The sequence below is a fragment of the Stappia sp. BW2 genome, from assembly GCF_008107695.1.
Classification (GTDB): domain Bacteria; phylum Pseudomonadota; class Alphaproteobacteria; order Rhizobiales; family Stappiaceae; genus Roseibium.
The window spans coordinates 1,846,481-1,865,133 of sequence record NZ_VIRG01000070.1 but is presented as its reverse complement, the minus strand read 5'-3'; the positions used below and the strand labels follow the sequence as shown (position 1 = coordinate 1,865,133).

The window sequence follows — 18,653 nt, the reverse complement described above, 5'->3', positions numbered from 1 at the left end:
GCCCGAGACCTCAGAAGGTCTCGGGCCTTTTTGTGCATCTGCAAGCCTGGCGTCAGGAGACCGCTACGATTGTGGTCTCCAGGTTTTAGAGCTTAAAGACGGTTCAGCAGTGCTGGCGTCGGCCAGGCGTCGGCCGGCATGCCAAGTTTCTGCTGCACCTGCTGCACAGCGTTGCGGGTACCCGAGCCGAGGATGCCGTCGATCTTGCCGACGTCATATCCCATGCTGGAAAGCTTGGTCTGGAGCTGCTTCATCTGGGCATCGTTCAGGCCAGGGTCCGGGTTGCCCGGGGTGTAGACGGGTGCTCCGGCAAGCCTGGTCGCGAAATAGGCAGCGGTTGTGGTGTAAACGAACGACTGGTTCCATTCGAGATAGATGCTGTAATTCGGATAGGCCAGGAATGCCGGTCCCTTGCGGCCCTGAGGCAGCAACAAGGACGCTGGCAGGTTGCCGGCAATCTGGCCCCAGCGAGGCTGTACGCCAAGGGCTGCCCACTGGGCACCCGTCTTGGTATGATCGAGGCCGCTATCGGCCCAGTTGAGGTTTTGCGGAACCTTGACCTCCTGCAGCCACGGTTCGCCGCGGCGCCAGCCCAGATGCTTGATGAAGGCCCCGGCGGTCAGGATCGCATCAGCGGCGCTTTCCTTCAGCTTCACATGGCCATCGCCATCACCGTCGCGGCCGAACTTGATGATGTCTTCCGGCAGCATCTGCACCATGCCGATCTCGCCCGCCCAGGCGCCCGTTGTGCTTCTGGGGTTAAGATCGCCATGCTGAACCATCTCTATGGCTGCAATCAGTTGCGGACGGAACAACTCCGGGCGGCGGCAGTCGTGGGCAAGGGTCGCCAGCGCATTGACCGTGTTGAAATCGCCCTGCACAGCGCCAAAATCTGTTTCCAGCGCCCAGAAGGCGGTAATCACAGGGGCCGGGACACCAAAGTCGGATTCCGTTCGCTGGAAAACGCTGGCGTATTTCTTCATGTTCGCGGCACCGTTCTTCATCCGGTAGCCGGAAATCACCCGCTTGGAAAAATCCAGGAAGGTCATCTTGAATACGCCCTGCGCGCGGTCCCGTGAGAGCACCTTGCGGTCAATCTGTGCGCCGGCCAGGGTCTGGTCCGCCGCCTTTGCCGACAGACCCTTGGCAATTGCTTCCTGCTTTACGCCGGCCAGAAACTGCTGGAAGTCGCCGCCGCACTGCTGCGCCTGAGCAGGCGCGGTGGCGAGCCAGAAACCGGCAAGAGCGGTCGCGGCGATTTTCGGGGTGAAGCGAAGGCGGCTTGTCATGAAAAATCCTGTTGTTGGGCGCAATACCAGGCCGAAGCCTGAAAAATCGGCCATAGTTGACTGTGCTTCGCCCGCTAGGTCAACCCGTTGTCACGGCGCGGGGAAAGCTCTTCCACGATGTCTTTTCTGGATACCTTTTGGCTCAGCGGCAGTTTCCGAAATCGGAACCGACCATGATGCCGCCATTCGGGTTTCTTTTCAGCGGCGCGTTGACGCTGGCCGATGAGCGGCAGTCGGATGAAGAGGTTCCAACAGACGGCGCTTGATAATAAGGAGCGTTCACACCCGAGGTTTGCTGCTGGCACATCTGATAGGCCATGTCGTAAAGCGCCTGCCAGCCGCCCGGCATGGAGCCCATGTTGTTCAGAACGCCGAGCGCAGCACCGGCGCGCGCGCCGCGGTATGCACCTGATGGGCCGCGCCATTCGCCACCTGCTACCGCTCCCGCCATGCCGCCGGAAACCGCATCGCCAACAACATCGCCGCTGCCCATGCGGGCATTGGCGTAGTCGGTCGCATAGACCGTGCAGTCGGTTCCATCGGCTTGAGCGGCTGAAATCGATGCTCCGAAGGTGATGAGAAGCGAAGTGCTGAGGCTCAGGGCTGCATGGTTGGCCATGGTCCGTCTCCTGTCGGTCGTGCCTGGCAGGCACCACAAAAGCGGAGCATTCCGAGTGCCGGTGTCAGGCGTCAGAATGCTCCAGCCTGTAATGAACGGTCGACAGGGACGCTGCCAAGTGTGTCCGTCGACTTCACCGCACCTGCTCTCGGCAGGTCCGAATTCCAAATCGACGAGATTTTACTCTTCGACGCTTAACAAGCCTCTACCTTGCAAGTGCAGGTTTTAGTCATGGCTGCGGCGCGGTTTCCAGGAAGTTTTCGCCCACATAGCCGGTCTTTCCGTCGTATTGGACCCCGCACCACCAGTCGCCGCACGAGCTGTAACGCACTTCGGTGCCAGCCGGGATGACGGCCAGGACTGTTGCATCCTTGTTCTGTGCTTCTCGCAGATTGACGGACGACTTTATCTTGCCCGCATGCGGAAAGGCATCACCAGACGTATTGGCATCAACGGCCACTGGTGCAGGTGCTGGGGCAGGGACGGGCGCTGAAACTGACGCCGTTGCGGTGCGCGCGTCAGCCTTTGGCGACAGTGCGTTCGAAACCGGATTTACGTCTGCTGCCGGAGACGCCACAGCCGCACTGGCGACAACAGCGCTGTTGGTTTGCGCTGCCTGCGGCGTGATCTTGACGGGGGCAGGTTGGCGGGGGGCAAGTCTTGCCTGTATCTTGCCGTCGGCGGCTTTGCCCGCGTCATGACCCACCGGGTTGGAGGGATCCTCCGGCGCCAATGACGCGGTCGGCCTCGACGCAAACACCTGGCGGATACGGTCCTTCGCCAACTTGATCTGCTCTGCACTTGCCTTCGGTTCGGCGGTCAGGTCTGTCCGGCCTTCAAATTCAGACTCGACCCCTGCGATGAGGCTTTCGATCGTCGTTGCGGCATTGATCTGCTGGGTTTCAACCGTGCGGCTGTCAGACGTTTTTCCGCCGAGCAAACCGCTCAGGCTGAAAGCCACGGCACCGGAGCCGATGCCGACAATCAGCAAGGTGCTGACAAGAAGTGTTCTGAAGCTCGGTCCCTGTCGGAAACTGTCCGCTGCCTTCGCCACCTTGGCGGGCGCGGGAACATGTTCCGGCTGAAGACCGGCTGTGTGCGTTCCCCGCAGTGGAGTGCGCAAGACGCCCGGCATGTCGAATCCGGCTTCATCTGTTTCGCCTGACAGGGTGGGGCGGCGGGACGTCGTCGGCTTCAGGTCAGCGGATGTTGCGTGCATCTGCAGGACCTTGGCAGCAAGTGTTGTCGCGTCAGGATCGGTGTCTTCCGTCTTTGCATGGTTGTCTGGGACGTTGTCTGGTGCGTCATCGCCGTTAAGCGTGGCAGTCGGAGCGACGAGCTTCAGCCCGTTCTTTTGAGGTGCATTGTCCGGATCGTGGCCTTCTGGGAAGTCGCAAGCGGTGGCAGGCGCGGTTACAGAATACATGTGGCCCTCCTGGTTTTGCGGTTCGGGCACGCTCGGAGCGGTTGCCAGAGTTGGGTACCGAAACATTAATCTTCGTTATTGCGTCGTCACGCAGGCCGGATTGCGGCGGTACTGGGGAAATTTGTGCGAATTGTGACGGGGCTGTGGTCTTGAGCAGCTGTTTGGCCGCGTCGTTTGCAAAAGCCTAACCTGTCTCTGGCAGACTTTCTGCAAACAGTCTGCCAAAGGGCACAGGCGAAAGACCTGTCCCTTGGTCAGGACGATGGCGAAGCCAGAAACAACGGGCAATCAACATGACGTGCTGGATCTCTCAACTCATCTGCCGCACGACCGGAGCCGTGGTCGGAATGGCCACTGGATTGGCAATCACCTGCCAGGCGGTGACGGCGCAGGAGGTTGAGGAACTGAAGATCGGCATGTTGGCGACCCTGTCAGGTCCGGCCGCGATCTACGGCGAAGAAATGCGCGACGGTTTCATGCTCGCGGTCGAGCAATCAAATGGTGCCCTTGGTGGATTGCCGACCAACGTGATTGTGGTCGACGACAAACTGGACCCGGATTACGCGGTCGAGCAGGCGACAAAACTGATCGAGGAAAACGGCGTCGATCTTATCGTCGGTGTGAATTTTTCCAAGGTGATGTTGGCCGTGCACGATCCTATCGTGCGCTCAAAGACGCTATTCATTGGCACTCATTCAGGGCCAGCGCCGATTGCAGGGCGCAGTTGCAGCCGCTACTTTTTTTCCACGGCTTCGCAAGACGATCAGGTTCACGAGACAATGGGACGTTATGCAAGCCTGAAGGGGTATCATGACGTCGTCACGATCGCTCCCGACTATGAAGCAGCCCGCGATGCCGTGTCCGCTTTCCGCCGCCATTTCAAGGGGCAGATCGCCCGGGAACTGTTTCCGAAACTCGGGCAGACCGATTTTTCGGAAGAGTTCAAGCAGATCGAGGAGATCGAGCCGGACGCGATTTATGCGTTCATGCCGGGCGGAATGGGGGTGGAACTGGTGAAGCAGTTTCACACCTCCGGACTGAAGGGCATCGTTCCCTTCCTGTCTTCCGAAACGGTCAATGCCATCACGCTTCCCTATACGGCCGAGATGGCCGAAGGGCTCTTTAGCGCTTCCCATTGGGCGCCGAACCTCGACAATCCATCCAATAAGAGGTTCGTGCGGGAGTTCAGCCGGGCGTACAATTACGAGCCGTCCGTTTATGCCGCTCAGGGGTATGACGCTGCCAAACTCATCCATTTTGCTTTGGAGCTGACAGGCGGCATCAAGGACCAGGAAGCGTTGATCTCGGCCATCAGTGCAGCGCCTTTTGAAAGCGTTCGGGGTGATTTTCGCTTCAATTCCAACCAGTTTCCCATCCAGGACTTTTATCTGGTGGAAGGTGTCCGGCGCACCAGCAAGCTTTATGAAATGGAAGCTGTTGCCCGGGTTTTCGACGATGTCGGCGATGCTTATGCCGGGTCGTGCCGGATGTAGTTCAAGCAAGGGCTTGTCACCTGTCCGGGTGATATGAAACGATCAGTCCAGAAATCAATCGTACGCCTCTTGCATTCTGGACTGCATAGTCCATATCATGTGTCATGAGAGACAACGAAACCCATATGTCCAGCCCGGAAAAACGCACGGCAGGTCCGGGGCGTCCGCGCAACTTCGACGAAGCTGCGGCGCTGCAGTCTGCCATGCATGTGTTCTGGCAGAAGGGCTTCGAAGCCACCTCTCTTGATGACCTCACCAAAGCCATGGGGCTCAGCCGCTCCAGTTTTTATGCCACGTTCGGATGCAAGCAGACACTGTTTCTGCGGGCACTCGAGCATTATTCCGAGAACGGAATTCGCGGGCTGAAGGAAGTTGCCGAAACCGCTGCAGATGATCCGGTGGATGCCATGATGCAGGCATTGTCCGACCCGAAAGGCGGCCCGAGAGGCTGTCTTCTGGTCAACTGCATCACCGAACTTGCACCGCACGATGACAAGGTCGCGGAGATCGGACGTCGGCATCTGGAAGACATCGAAGATCTTTTCGCTGCGGCGATCGATCCTGCCAACCCGGATGGTGTCCGGGACAGAGCCAGCGCCTATTCATCGCTCGCCATTGGTACCTTGGCATTGCGCAAGGCAGGTCTTCCCGCAGAGCGCATCGCAAGAACCCTTAAGCAGGCAAGGACAGTCCTGACGTCCTGACCAACAGGGCCATCCTGAAAATGAAGATCAACAACCATTGTGCACATTATTGGACTGAACGGTCCAGAAACAATGAAACAGACAAACGCCAGAAGGAAAGTTGAACATGTCGCAAGCCAAACTGTTTTCGCCCGCCAAGGCTGGGGCAATCGAATTGAAGAACCGCATCGTGATGGCTCCTTTGACCCGGAACCGGGCGCGCCATGAAGACGATGCGCCGCACGACCTGACGGTGAAATACTATGATCAGCGTGCCGGAGCAGGCCTGATCATTACAGAAGCCTCGCAGATATCGCCGCAGGGCAAGGGCTATGCCTGGACGCCGGGCATCTACTCCGATGCACAGATTGAAGGTTGGAAGAAGGTCACCGATGCCGTGCACGCCAAGGGCGGCAAGATTGTCATTCAGCTCTGGCATGTCGGCCGGATTTCGCATCCGGTCCTCCAGCCTGAGGGGGCAGATCCAGTGGCTCCGTCCGCGATTGCAGCAAAGTCCAAGACTTTCGATGGCGAGCAGTTCGTCGATACGCCGACACCGCGTGCACTGGACGCCAGCGAGATTCCGGGCATTGTCGATGACTTCCGGAAGGCTGCCGAAAACGCGAAAAAAGCGGGCTTCGATGGTGTCGAGGTTCATGCTGCCAATGGCTATCTGATCGACCAGTTCCTGCGTGATGGCTCCAACAAGCGTGACGATGCTTACGGCGGATCCGTCGAAAACCGGTCCCGTTTCCTGAAGGAAGTCATGGATGTGGTTGTTGATGTCTGGGGCGGCGACCGGGTCGGCGTCCGGCTGAGCCCGTTCTCCAAAGCCAACGACGTCGCAGACAGCAACACGCAGGCGACTTTCTCGCACGTGATCAAGTTGCTGAACGGCTATGACCTTGCCTACCTGCATCTGGTTGAAGGCCAGACCGGTGGTTCGCGTGACATTCCGGACGGCGGTGATTTGTCTGCTCTCTATGCGCTGTTCGATGGAGCGCGCATGGGCAACAACGGTTACGACCGCTCCAGGGCAATCGAGGCGGTGGAATCCGGCGCAGTCGATCTTGTCGCGTTCGGCCGTCCGTTCATTGCCAATCCGGACCTTGTCGATCGGCTGGAGAAGAACGCTCCGCTGAACGATCTCGACACCGATACGCTCTATGGCGGTGGTGAGAAAGGTTACACGGATTATCCGACTTTGGCCGAAGCGTCGGTCGCGTCCGAGTAATCCGAGGTATTTCAGGCCGCCCGACATCCACCCCCTTCGGGGGGGCGGTCTGAAAGTTAGCCGGTGCAGGGTTTCGGCCCGCACCGGCTTTCTTTCGTCATGCCTGCGGTGGGGGCGCTGCCTTTCCAGCGAGCACGTGAGCGGCACACCGCCCACTAGCAAGCTGATAAGCAGGCCCGCGCTCGAACTAGGCAGCAGAGCGGCAGAGACAAACAGTCCGAAACGATGCCCAGGATCGGGCGGGCACTAAAGGCATCCCACCGGTCACCACGAAATGGCTGGACCATTGCGCAGTGTCGGCACGTCGCCGGGGAATATAGCAGGCGAAATACTGGAGCGAATTCAGCTTCCGGAACGACCGCGAACGCCAACCGTACCGGAGCGTACTCTTTTTTCCCTTTCAGGCCTTTCGCTTGGCAAAAAAAACTGTCAAACCCATATCAGAGCCAAATCGGGCGCAGAAACCTGATCGACTTCGGCAGCACATCTTGCCGGAGAGACAAAGGCCTGCACATGTAGGGAGAATTGAAAATGCCCCCGTATCGTTCCAGAACATCAACCCACGGCCGCAACATGGCCGGTGCACGCGGCCTTTGGCGCGCGACCGGCATGAAGGACGATGATTTCGGCAAACCGATCATCGCCATTGCCAACTCCTTCACCCAGTTTGTGCCGGGGCACGTGCATCTGAAGGATCTCGGCCAACTGGTCGCCCGCGAAGTTGAAAAAGCGGGTGGTGTTGCGAAGGAATTCAACACCATTGCGGTCGATGACGGTATCGCCATGGGCCACGACGGCATGCTGTATTCGCTGCCCTCGCGCGAAGTGATTTCCGACGCGGTCGAATATATGGTCAACGGCCATTGCGCGGATGCGCTTGTCTGCATTTCCAATTGCGACAAGATCACGCCGGGCATGTTGAACGCCGCCATGCGACTCAACATTCCCGTCGTGTTCGTGTCCGGCGGTCCGATGGAAGCGGGCAAGGTGGTCTTGGAAAACGGCGTTGCCAAGTCGGTCGATCTGATCGACGCGATGATTGCCGCTGCCGACGACCGGATGTCCGATGCCGACGTTCTGACAATGGAACAGAACGCCTGTCCGACATGCGGATCCTGCTCGGGCATGTTCACCGCCAACTCCATGAACTGCCTGACGGAAGCCCTTGGACTGGCCCTGCCGGGCAACGGCTCGACGCTGGCAACCCATGGGGATCGCGAACGGCTGTTCGTTGAAGCAGGACACCTGATCGTCGACCTGGCGAAACGCTATTACGAGCAGGACGATGAAAGCGTTCTGCCGCGCAACATTGCGAACTTCAATGCGTTCGAGAACGCAATGAGCCTCGACATCTCCATGGGTGGATCGACCAACACGATCCTGCACCTTCTGGCAGCGTCACATGAAGGTGAAATCGGCTTCACGATCGATGATATCGACCGTCTGTCGAAACAGGTTCCGGTGCTGTGCAAGGTCGCGCCTGCGGTTGAAAATATCCATATGGAAGACGTCCACCGCGCAGGCGGTATCATGGGCATCCTTGGCGAACTGGACCGGGCAGGGCTTCTGCATACGGACAATCCGACAGTCCATTCAGCCACGATGAAAGAAGCACTGGCGCGCTGGGATATCCGCCAGACGAATTCGGAGAGCGTGCATACGTTCTTCCGGGCGGCACCTGGCGGCGTGCCCACACAGGTCGCCTTCAGCCAGGAGCGTCGTTGGGATGATCTCGACATGGACCGCAAGGCTGGCGTCATCCGCGAAGCTGAACACGCCTACAGCAAGGACGGCGGCCTCGCTGTGCTTTACGGCAACATTGCCGAAGATGGCTGCGTGGTGAAGACGGCCGGTGTTGATGAAAGCATCCTGAAATTCTCCGGTCCGGCGCGTATCTTTGAAAGCCAGGACAGTGCCGTCTCGGCGATCCTGACCAACAAGGTCAAGGAAGGTGATGTGGTGCTGATCCGCTACGAAGGCCCTCGTGGTGGACCGGGTATGCAGGAAATGCTCTATCCGACAAGCTATCTGAAATCTAAGGGGCTCGGCAAAGCCTGCGCGTTGATCACAGATGGCCGTTTCTCAGGCGGTTCATCCGGGCTGTCCATCGGCCACATTTCGCCGGAAGCTGCCGAAGGCGGCGCGATCGGGCTGGTTGAGGAAGGTGATCCTATCGTGATCGATATTCCGAACCGCGTTCTGAAAGTGGACCTGCCGGATTCAGTCTTTGCCGAACGTCGCGCCGCGATGGAAGCAAAAGGCGATCAGGCCTGGAAACCGGTCGAAGTCCGCAAGCGCAAGGTTTCGACAGCCCTGCGCGCCTATGCAAAGCTGACGACCAGTGCCTCCAAGGGGGCTTTCCGGGTGGTCGACTGACACCCAGGCAGCCTGACGTTTCGATAAAACGGATTTGCAACGCCCCGCGCCCGTAAGGACGCGGGGCGTTCCTTTTGTCGCGCTGGCCGGACGGCAGAGTATCGGTCTCATTTGGAGGCTGGTGGGCAGTTCGGGCAATCAATTCGTCCCGAGCCCTTGCCAATCGACTGCGTCCACCGCAAATACTCGGCTTACCTTCCGGTTCAGGACCAAGGCTGCAAATGGATTCCCTTACCCAGTTCGTTCTCGGCGCCGCGGTTTCAACAGCGCTCCTCGGCAAGAAGCTCGGCCCCAGAAAAGCTGCCCTTGTCGGCGGGGTGCTCGGGACGTTGCCGGACCTTGATGTTCTGATCCCCTATGACGACCCGGTCGACAGCTTCGTCTTCCATCGTGGCTGGACGCATTCTGTCTTTGTCCATGCTTTGGCAGCGCCGCTGCTGGGCGAGGGGCTGGTAAGGCTGTTCAAGGGGTTGAGGGATTGCCGTTGGCAAACCTGGCTCACCGTTTTCTTGTGTCTCGCCACCCATGCCGGCATCGATGCGATGACTGTCTATGGCACACGTCTGTTCTGGCCCTTTTATCCCGATCCCGTCGGCGTCGGGTCGGTGTTCATCATCGATCCGCTCTACACATTGCCACTACTGGGTGTCGTGATATGGGCGTTGTTCAAGGGAACATGGACAAGGCGTCTTCAGACCTTCACCGTGGCCGCTCTGGTCGTTTCGACAGGCTATCTTGGCCTCAGTGCGGTCCTTCAACGTCATGTCGAGCAGCAGGCGCGGGACATCTTCAGGCAGGAAGGCATCGTTCCGGACACGGTGTTTGCGATCGCCGCACCGTTCAACATTCTTCTCTGGAAGGTCATTGGTCTTCAGGAAGGGCGATATGACAATCTGTACCTCTCTCTTCTGGACGGCGAAAAGACCCCCGAAATCTATCCCCATCCGAGGCATCCGGAACTCGTTGCCTGTGTTGAGGAGACGGAGGCGTTCCAAAAGTTGCAGTGGTTCAGCCGCGGCTATTACCGCGCTGAACTGGAAAATGACAAGATCGTAGTCTCTGATCTGCGCATGGGCATGACCCCGAATTATGTTTTCCGCTTCGCGATTGCCGATGTTCTGGACCAGGGTGTCCGGGAGATATCTCCTGTCAAGGTTACGAGTGAAGTGAGGGTGAACCCGGAGGACTGGGCATGGCTGACATCCCGTGTCATGGGGGAATTGGCGATCAGAAAAGCTGAAGCTGCAATTTCGGGCGTCGGTGAGACATATCGCGGACAGTCCTGCACGCTGGCAGACGCATCTACCAGCTAACACGCGAAGATTGATGCGTCCTCGTGGTGTCTAGTGACGGTTCATTTGCGTCGAAATCTGCAGGTTTTGACCGAATTTCTACCGATTTTACAAATTGTTAGCTGCTTCAATTTTGAGCATGGTCTCCTAACGGAAGATTTTGCTGCTGGAACTGGCGTCAGCGGAATTAAGTTAATTATTACAATTGCTTGATTTAAAAAAAGGATTTTTGACAGTTTTGCGGAGGTTGCTGAAGAAGTGTGCATTCATTTTTGGGTAAAACACTTGTTGAAATTAGCAATACAGAATTAACCTCTAACCGAAATCATGCCCTTGTTTCCGAGCTGGTGGGGCAATTACATAATGAACCGGGCGGCATACATCAGATCTGTTCTCTGCGGTGCCGGTGTTCTGGCGACAGAGCCGGCAATTGCGGCGCAGGCAATTGACATGGCGTCGTTTCAGAAGAGCCTGGACATGGTCTGGGTGCTGCTGGCAGCCGGACTGGTGTTGCTGATGCAGGTGGGCTTCATGTTGCTTGAGGCTGGCCTTGTCCGGTCCAAGAATTCCATCAACGTTGCCCAGAAAAACCTTCTCGACATTGCCGTTTCCGTTCTGATTTTCGCATTGTTCGGCTTTTCACTGGCCTTTGGTGCAGGCGGAAGCTGGTTTACAGGGTTCGATCCTCGGCTTTTTGGTCTTTCGGACCTTGATCCGTGGGGCCTGACCATTTTTGCATTCCAGGTCATGTTCTGCGGTACGGCGGCGACAATCATCTCAGGCGCGGTGGCAGAACGCATGCGTCTGTCGGCCTATGTCTGGTGCTCGGTCCTGACCGCCGGTCTGATTTACCCGATCTTTGCTCACTGGGCCTGGGGCGAAGCCTTGTTTTCCGATGCAAAGGCGATGCTTGCCGATATTGGGTTCGTCGACTTTGCCGGCTCGACGGTGGTGCATGGCACAGGCGCATGGATCGCTCTCGCCGCTTGTGTGATCCTGGGGCCGAGATCCGGTCGGTTCGGTGAGGACGGACGCGCCCATCGCATCCAGGGCCACAGTTCGGTTCTGGCAACCTCCGGAGCGCTGATCCTGTTTGTCGGCTGGCTGGGTTTCAATGGCGGGTCCACGCTCGCGGCGTCCTGGCATGTGCCCATGATACTCGCCAACACCGTGATTGCCGCCGCTGCGGGAACGGGAGCAGGGTATTTTCTGGGTCGTATGAGGGACAAGGTCATTCTGCCGGAAAACTCGATCTCTGGCCTTTTGGGTGGTCTCGTCGCAGTGACGGCAGGCTGCCATGTGCTGACCCCTGCTGGCGCGCTTGTTATTGGCGCGGCCGGTGGTGCCTTTGCGATCTTCGGTGCGGTCTTTCTGGAACGCACACTGAAGATAGACGATCCTGTCGGGGCCATCGGTGTTCACGGATTTGCAGGCGTTGCCGGAACACTGGGACTCGCGTTGCTTGCCCCCGCTGAGCGGTTGCCCATGGGCGCTCATCTGCCGCAATTTCTGGTCCAGTTCACCGGCGCGCTCGCTTGCTTTGTCTGGAGTTTCGGGGCTGGCTGGTTTGTCCTGTCCGTCCTCAACAGGCTCCAGCCGATGCGGCTCGACGCGGCCAGCGAAGATCTTGGTCTTAACGAAGCAGAACATGGCACAAGGCTCGGCATCGGCCATGTGGAAGAGGCTCTTGACCGGCTGATCGCGGGCAAGGCCGATCTTTCCATGAGATTGTCTGTTGCCAAGGGCGAAGATTCAGAACGTTTGACACGCCTCTTCAATGCGCTCATGGACACTGTTCAGAACGAGGAGCAGGCACACCACCGCGCAGCAGACGCCAAGCGCACGCGCGAAGAGGCCGAGCGTCTTTCAGCCCTTGCCAATGCAACATTCGACGCCATCGTGATCTCGGTCGACGGCCGCGTACTGGACGGCAACAAGACTTTCGAAGATCTTATTGGCTACCGGATTGAAGAGCTGAAGATGCGAGGCCTTTACGAGTTTGTAGACAACGAACTGGCAGGCAAGCTCGAGGATCATCTGGTCAAGGCAGAGAAGGAGCCGCGCGAGGTTACGCTGATCAGCCGTTCCGGCGAACGGGTGCCGGTCGAAATCCGCACCCGGGTGATTTCCTATCGCGGCGTACCCACGCGCGTATCAGCGTTGGTCGATCTGAGGGAACGGAAGAAGGCCGAAGCCCAGATCCTGCATCTGGCACAACACGACCCTCTGACGGATCTGCCCAATCGCGCCGTCTTCAACGCGGAATTGAACAAGGCCATAGGCAAGTGCAAACGGCATGGTCTTTCCGCCGCGCTGCTGATCATTGATCTGGATCGCTTCAAGGACATCAACGATCTCCACGGTCATCCCGTCGGTGACACCGTCATCAGGGTCACTGCTGATCGCTTGCGCCAGTGGTGCAGGCATGGCGATACCGTGTCGCGCCTTGGTGGCGATGAGTTTGCGATCATTCAGAACGGCCTTCAGTTCGCCAATCAGGCAGAGGACATGGCCATGCGTCTGGTCAAGGTTCTGTCCGAACCGATAGATTGCGGTCATGGGCTTATCCTCAAGCCGGGCGCCAGTATCGGTGTTGCCCTGATGACCGGCTTTGACGCCGAAGATCAGATCATTTCCAACGCTGACATAGCGCTTTACAATGCCAAGAACGCGGGACGGCACACCTATTGTGTGTTCCTGCCGGGCATGGGGGACGAAGTCCGCCAGCGCCGGACGTTGGAAAAGGACATGAATGCCGCGCTTTCGGCGGGCGAATTCGAACTGTTTTTCCAGCCGCGCATGTGTCTGGCCACTTCGGAGATCGTCAGCTACGAAGCGCTCATCCGCTGGAACCATCCGGACCGCGGGCTTGTCAGTCCAGATGAGTTCATTTCGGTTGCAGAGGCCTCCGGCCAGATCGTGCCAATCGGGAAGTACGTCTTGGCCGAAGCTTTGCGGATTGCCGCGACGACGATCACCAGCGCCAGCATCAGTATCAATGTCAGCCCCGTTCAGTTCCGCGACAGGGATTTCGTCGACGTTGTGCGAAAGGCCATCGAGACGTCCGGTGTTGCGGCAGAGCGGATTGAACTGGAGATCACGGAAAACACGCTTATCGAGGATGATGCCCGGGCATTGGCCGTGCTGAAACGTCTGAAGGAAATCGGGGTGAGGATTGCCCTGGACGACTTTGGCGTCGGTTATTCGTCCCTGAGCTATCTGAGTCGCTTTCCGTTCGATTGCGTCAAGATCGACCGGTCCTTCGTTTCAGAGGCGCAACACAATTACGGCTCGCTCGCAATCATCGAAACGGTTGTCAGGCTTGGCAAGACGTTCAAGATGCGGGTCGTGGCCGAAGGTGTGGAAGACGTCGAGAAGCTTTGCCTTGTGGCCCAGCGTGGATGCCACGAGGCCCAGGGCTTTCTGATCGGCATGCCCGCACCGGCAGCAAAACGTGTGCAAGCGATTTCTCAAGACGTGAGTGAGGCGCTGGACCGTTTGAGTTTCGATGGGCAGCAAACCTTCGAAGCTCTCCATCAGACCACTTTGGCGAGCTGACCCGGATAGTTCAGTTCACACCAGTTTCAGTCAGCGGCAGCAGCGCGGTCCGGTTCAGCAATGTATCGGGATCATGTATTTCCGGCACCTGCGTACAGTCAGGATGCGGTTCGCTGGTCTCGCCGCGCTTTTCGTTCAACTCGGCACAAATGGGAATGGCTGCCTGACGCGTTCCGTTTACGGCGGTGGTCATGACGTCCTGCAACGTTCCTTCGTCGGAGTGCAGTGCCAATGCGAGATGCTTTGCGAACAGAGAAATCGTTCGGTCTGCGGAATAGTTGGCTGCCTGGCCCGGACCGGAAGAAATCACAAGAGCTTCTGGCCTGTTCTTGTCGTCGACCGAATGATGTTCCAGAAGGCCAAGGTCAAGCGCCTGGGGATTGTTGGCATCCAGAATGACAATGACCTCACCGGCGGGAATGGCATGGATGAGGGCCGCAAAAGCAGATGCGGACATCCAGGTGCCATCGCCGATTGCCTGGAGCGACGTTTCCGGTTCCGCATTGGCCCATAGTTCGAGTGCGTAGATGCTTGCGCCATCGCCGTCGGCCAGGTCGACAAGACCAAGCGGCAAGTTGGCATAAATGATCAGCCGGTCTTCGCTGCCGAGTGTGTTGGCGAACTCGGTTGCCTTGAGTTTGAGCGCTGCTGCACTGGCTCCCTCGTTGACAAGCATGTGTTGCCGCTCTGGTCCAACGTCCAGCCTTGGGGCCAGCGCCGTCATCACCTTGTCGACGCTATGACGGCAGATTTCGACCGATTGCGGGTTCCAGGGCGGGCATGTTCCAAGACCGAGAATATGATTTTTCAGCACGACGCCATCGTCGGCGGACAAAGGCCCGCAGTACGGCAACGTCAGAAGCGCGGCCGCTGTGAAAAAGCGGCGTGCGGTCCTCCACGACGGGGCGCGTCGTGTCCTGGCCTCTGGTGCACTTCCGGCCATCATGTCTCCCTAAATCCTGTTTTGACAGGAATTATGTTTTTACTTTCCAACAATGAAGGGCGGAATAAATCTGCCGACGTAAATCCATAGAACTCTGTTGTAGTCCGTTAATCAACTTTCTTCTGGTCACGCAGTCTTCAGCATATGCCAAAGCTTATGAGCCATTGGGGTAGACAATCATTTTTCGATACGAAAATGACGTTACGTAATATTTAGATTCAGTTGCTCAGTTGTTTGAGGCATGAGTTTATTTGAAGTGGGCCGGCTGTCCGCTTACAGGCCTCGACCTCGCCGATACCGCTTAAAATGCAGATCGTGCCCAGGAGAGAGTCACTGCCTTCCGGACTTTCGGTCAGCCTGGTTGGTCACCCGATCATGTCAGCCAGATTGCTGCTTCGGTTGGTGCGCCATTTCGTGAAAAGAACAAAATAAACGTCCGCATGCGCTGGCGTTGCGAACATCGGGAAAAGCTGAGCGAGAGTGAAGTCCTGCTTTGCTCTTGAAATCCCACGTCCGTTTGGCAACGAAAGCAGGGAGCGTTGCGACCGAACCTACGGGAAGCATCGATACGCTCTTTCGTGAGCTGATGGGTCCAGGACGTGAAATCAAATCGGCGTGCGGACGAGAGATTCGCGAAATCGATATCCCAAATCACCGGCGATCAATATGCCTGGAGCGGCAAGGAGAATATGTGAGAGAGATTTCTCTGATATATCTTTGAGATATTTGGTCCGGCGGTGGGAGTATTTCTCGAAAAGATAGGGAAGGGAAGCGAGCGCCCGAAGCGTGAGAAAGGCAAAAAAAAGCCGCGCCTTGAAGGCGCGACTATTTTTCACGGCTCTTGTTAGGAGTCGTTACCGTTGGTGGTGTCGATGATCGGCTGGTTGGTCGGTTCGTCACCATTCAGGTCCATTGAGGTCGAAGCGTGGTTTACGGCATCGCCTGTAACCTGCTGCTCGGCCGTCAACGGCTTGTCGCCATCAAGGTCACCAACCATGTTTTTGGTGCTATCGACAGGTGCCTGTGCAGCAGCTTCTGCGTTAGCCGCAGGACACTCGGTAATCGGCTTGTCGCCGCTGCCGTCGCTGCCGCAAGGGTCGTCTGCCTGTGCAAAGCCGACCATAGCGGTGGAGGCGATGAAAGCACTCATGAGGGGAACGATCGTCTTCTTAAGGGTAAGCATCAGTTTTCTCCTTCAAACTTTGACAAATACAGCGGCGGGACGTTGATCTGTTGTCCGTACCGTTGTGGCGGTCGAGGAGAAAATGCGATGGCATCCGGATTGGTTCCGAATTTTAAGTCACGAAAATTTCAGTGCGAAATCGCAAAATTCCAGGAACAAAATGGCGAATTGAACATCGTGCACGCGTAGAGAAACCGAATTGAAAAACAAGACGTTGATTGGGAAAAAATGAAACGGCGCCATCAATGGCGCCGTTGGTAAGTGCAACAGACAGAAATGGCAGGTTTTGGCCCGCCATTGGCTGTTCAGGAGGCTGCTGAGGCCTGCTGGACTTTTGCCGAGACGAGACGGCTGACCACGTTCTCGATTATCTTGTGACCAGCATCCTGATCCAGCGACATGATCGATTCCGGATGGAACTGAACCGCGGCGATCGCTTCTTTTTGGTGTTCGATCGCCATCACGACACCGTCCTCGGTCTCCGCCGTAACGCGTATGTCAGCCGGAACGGTGTCCCGTTTGGCATGAAGCGAATGGTAACGCCCCACGACCACAGGCGCGTTGAGGCCTTCAAACAGGATGGAATTACCTGAAACCGAAATCGGCGAGGGTTTGCCGTGCATCGGGATGTCGAGTTGTCCCAGTTCCGCACCGAAGTATTCGGAAAGCGCCTGCAGTCCAAGGCAGACACCGAAGATAGGCAGAGCCCGTGCCCGTGCCCGTCCGATAGTGGCAGCGCAGTCAAAGTCCTTCGGGTTGCCCGGGCCAGGTGACAGCACCACCAGATCCGGATTGACGTCGTGGAAAACATGGTCCGCCACCGGGGTCCGGTAGGTGACGACCTCCGCGCCGGTCTGGCGGAAGTAGTTGGCGAGCGTGTGCACGAAACTGTCTTCGTGGTCGACCAGCAGGATCTTGAGACCTTGACCAGGTTTATGGTTCTCGTGTTTTTCCTGCGCGTTTACCGCGAGACCGGCCTCGCGGACAGCGGCCCGCATGGCTTCCGCCTTCAGTTCGGTTTCGGCTTCCTCGTCTTCCGGAACACTGTCGTAAAGCAAGGTTGCACCAGCACGGATCTGGGCCATGCCATCCTTGATGCGAACGGTGCGCAACGTCAGCCCGGTGTTCATGTCGCCATTGAAGAGGATCGCGCCAATGGCGCCGCCATACCAGGCACGGGGGGACTTTTCATGGTCCTCGATGAACTGCATTGCCCAGCGTTTGGGCGCACCGGTCACGGTCACCGCCCACGTGTGCGACAGGAACGCGTCCAGTGCATCCATATCCTCACGCAGGATGCCCTCGATGTGGTCCACCGTGTGGATCAATCGCGAGTACATCTCGATTTGCCGCCGCCCGATGACGCGGACCGAGCCTGGCACACACACACGGCTCTTGTCGTTCCGGTCGACGTCGGAACACATGGTCAGTTCCGCTTCGTCCTTGGCGGAATTCAAAAGCTTGCGGATTTGCGCTTCGTCTTCAATAGCGTTCTTGCCACGTCGGATCGTGCCGGAAATCGGGCAGGTTTCAACCCGGCGACCACCGGTGACCCGCACATACATTTCCGGCGAAGCGCCGACGAGATATTCCTGATTGCCCAGATTGAAGAAGAACGAATAGGGGGAGGGATTGATTTGAGCAAGGCGCCGCGAAACGGCGGACGGAGGATTGGCGCAAGGCTCGTAGAAGGTCTGGCCCGGCACGGTCTCGAACAGATCGCCTCTGCGGAAATAATCCTTGGCCTTCTCGACGAGCTTTGCATACTCCCCGGGCTCATGGTCACCGCGGCCGGGATCCTGGTTTGCCGGCGTATATTGGTGGCTGGACCCTGTCCGTTCCATGCCCTTTGTGGTTCGGCCGCCAACAACAAAGTCATATTCCAGAACGTAGGCGCGCTTGCCGTGGTGATCGACGATCAGAATTTCGTCGGGCAGAAACAGCACGACATCTCGCTGGTCGCCCGGCCGGTCGAGCTTCTGCTCAATGGGTTCAAACTGAAAGGCAACATCATAGCCGAAAGCGCCATAGAGGCCGAGCTGGTCATCGCCGCAGGCAAACATGTCCTTCAGAGCGCGTATGATGGTGAAGGTTGACGGCTGGCGGGAGCGTTCTTCTTCGTTGAACAACCGCCCGGGCCGCCTGACCGTAAGCTCGATCCTGGCGGCGTCGGCTTCGAACGTTTCCACATCGTCGCATTTTTTCAAGACCGCTGCGATTGCCGGCAGCAGCAAACTGCCGCGATCGTTCAACGCACGGATCTCGACCTGTCTGTCCTTGGCTTCCAGCACCAGAGGCGGGTTCACCAGCGCCATGTCCCAGCGCGTGTACCGGCCGGGATATTCATAGGAGGAGGAAAGCACTGCCCCCAATTCGGCATCCAGCCGGTCAATCCACTCAGACGTTCCGGTTTCGTAGTCGGAAGGGCGCGATGTGCGCAGAATGGTAATTCCGCAGTCGGTTTCATAGGTCTGGTCTGCCAGCACCGGCATATTTCTTGTCCCGTTCTGGTGGCTGCCTTTGCGACGGCCTTATAAAGAACCAAGGCCGCCAGCGG

At 57.7% G+C, this 18,653-nt stretch carries 12 protein-coding genes; 6 read left to right on the top strand and 6 right to left on the bottom strand.

Annotation, left to right across the window (positions count from 1 at the left end; all coding sequences use genetic code 11):
* Nucleotides 1–92: 92 nt before the first annotated feature.
* From FMN63_RS27455 to FMN63_RS27445, 3 genes are all read right to left on the bottom strand, one after another.
* Nucleotides 93–1,289 (bottom strand): lytic murein transglycosylase, encoded by a 1,197-nt coding sequence (locus tag FMN63_RS27455; protein WP_148587230.1) that lies wholly within the window; start codon nt 1,287–1,289, stop codon nt 93–95.
* A 142-nt stretch (nt 1,290–1,431) separates the two neighbouring features.
* The gene (locus FMN63_RS27450) at nt 1,432–1,908 is read right to left on the bottom strand and encodes a hypothetical protein (RefSeq protein ID WP_148587229.1); all 477 of its coding nucleotides are present in this window, start codon (nt 1,906–1,908) and stop codon (nt 1,432–1,434) included.
* A gap of 229 nt (nt 1,909–2,137) precedes the next feature.
* Complete coding sequence (locus FMN63_RS27445) at nt 2,138–3,334, bottom strand: SH3 domain-containing protein (RefSeq protein WP_162530125.1); 1,197 nt, start codon at nt 3,332–3,334, stop codon at nt 2,138–2,140.
* A gap of 347 nt (nt 3,335–3,681) precedes the next feature.
* Here FMN63_RS27445 and FMN63_RS27440 point away from each other — a divergent pair, with 347 nt between their 5' ends.
* The 6 genes from FMN63_RS27440 (at nt 3,682) to amt (ending at nt 13,970) form a co-directional block, all read left to right on the top strand.
* Nucleotides 3,682–4,827, top strand: coding sequence for an ABC transporter substrate-binding protein (locus tag FMN63_RS27440; RefSeq protein WP_209001346.1), 1,146 nt, complete (start codon nt 3,682–3,684; stop codon nt 4,825–4,827).
* A gap of 125 nt (nt 4,828–4,952) precedes the next feature.
* Nucleotides 4,953–5,531 (top strand): TetR/AcrR family transcriptional regulator, encoded by a 579-nt coding sequence (locus tag FMN63_RS27435; protein WP_209001345.1) that lies wholly within the window; start codon nt 4,953–4,955, stop codon nt 5,529–5,531.
* A gap of 106 nt (nt 5,532–5,637) precedes the next feature.
* Nucleotides 5,638–6,744: an alkene reductase gene (locus FMN63_RS27430; RefSeq protein ID WP_148587225.1), complete on the top strand. Its 1,107-nt coding sequence runs from the start codon at nt 5,638–5,640 to the stop codon at nt 6,742–6,744.
* A 531-nt stretch (nt 6,745–7,275) separates the two neighbouring features.
* Nucleotides 7,276–9,120 (top strand): dihydroxy-acid dehydratase, encoded by a 1,845-nt coding sequence (gene ilvD, locus FMN63_RS27425; protein WP_148587224.1) that lies wholly within the window; start codon nt 7,276–7,278, stop codon nt 9,118–9,120.
* Between the two features lie 221 nt (nt 9,121–9,341).
* Nucleotides 9,342–10,433 (top strand): metal-dependent hydrolase, encoded by a 1,092-nt coding sequence (locus FMN63_RS27420; RefSeq protein WP_148587223.1) that lies wholly within the window; start codon nt 9,342–9,344, stop codon nt 10,431–10,433.
* A 342-nt stretch (nt 10,434–10,775) separates the two neighbouring features.
* The gene (gene amt / locus FMN63_RS27415; protein WP_209001344.1) at nt 10,776–13,970 is read left to right on the top strand and encodes an ammonium transporter; all 3,195 of its coding nucleotides are present in this window, start codon (nt 10,776–10,778) and stop codon (nt 13,968–13,970) included.
* 10 nt (nt 13,971–13,980) lie between these two features.
* Here the strand turns inward: amt and FMN63_RS27410 are convergent, their stop codons facing one another.
* The 3 genes from FMN63_RS27410 to FMN63_RS27400 all read right to left on the bottom strand — a co-directional run bounded on the left by FMN63_RS27410 (nt 13,981) and on the right by FMN63_RS27400 (nt 18,588).
* Nucleotides 13,981–14,784, bottom strand: coding sequence for a hypothetical protein (locus FMN63_RS27410; protein ID WP_209001343.1), 804 nt, complete (start codon nt 14,782–14,784; stop codon nt 13,981–13,983).
* A 973-nt stretch (nt 14,785–15,757) separates the two neighbouring features.
* On the bottom strand, nt 15,758–16,096 hold the full coding sequence (locus FMN63_RS27405) for a hypothetical protein (RefSeq protein WP_148587222.1): 339 nt from the start codon (nt 16,094–16,096) through the stop codon (nt 15,758–15,760).
* A gap of 305 nt (nt 16,097–16,401) precedes the next feature.
* The gene (locus FMN63_RS27400) at nt 16,402–18,588 is read right to left on the bottom strand and encodes an anthranilate synthase component I (protein ID WP_148587221.1); all 2,187 of its coding nucleotides are present in this window, start codon (nt 18,586–18,588) and stop codon (nt 16,402–16,404) included.
* Between the last annotated feature and the right edge of the window lie 65 nt (nt 18,589–18,653).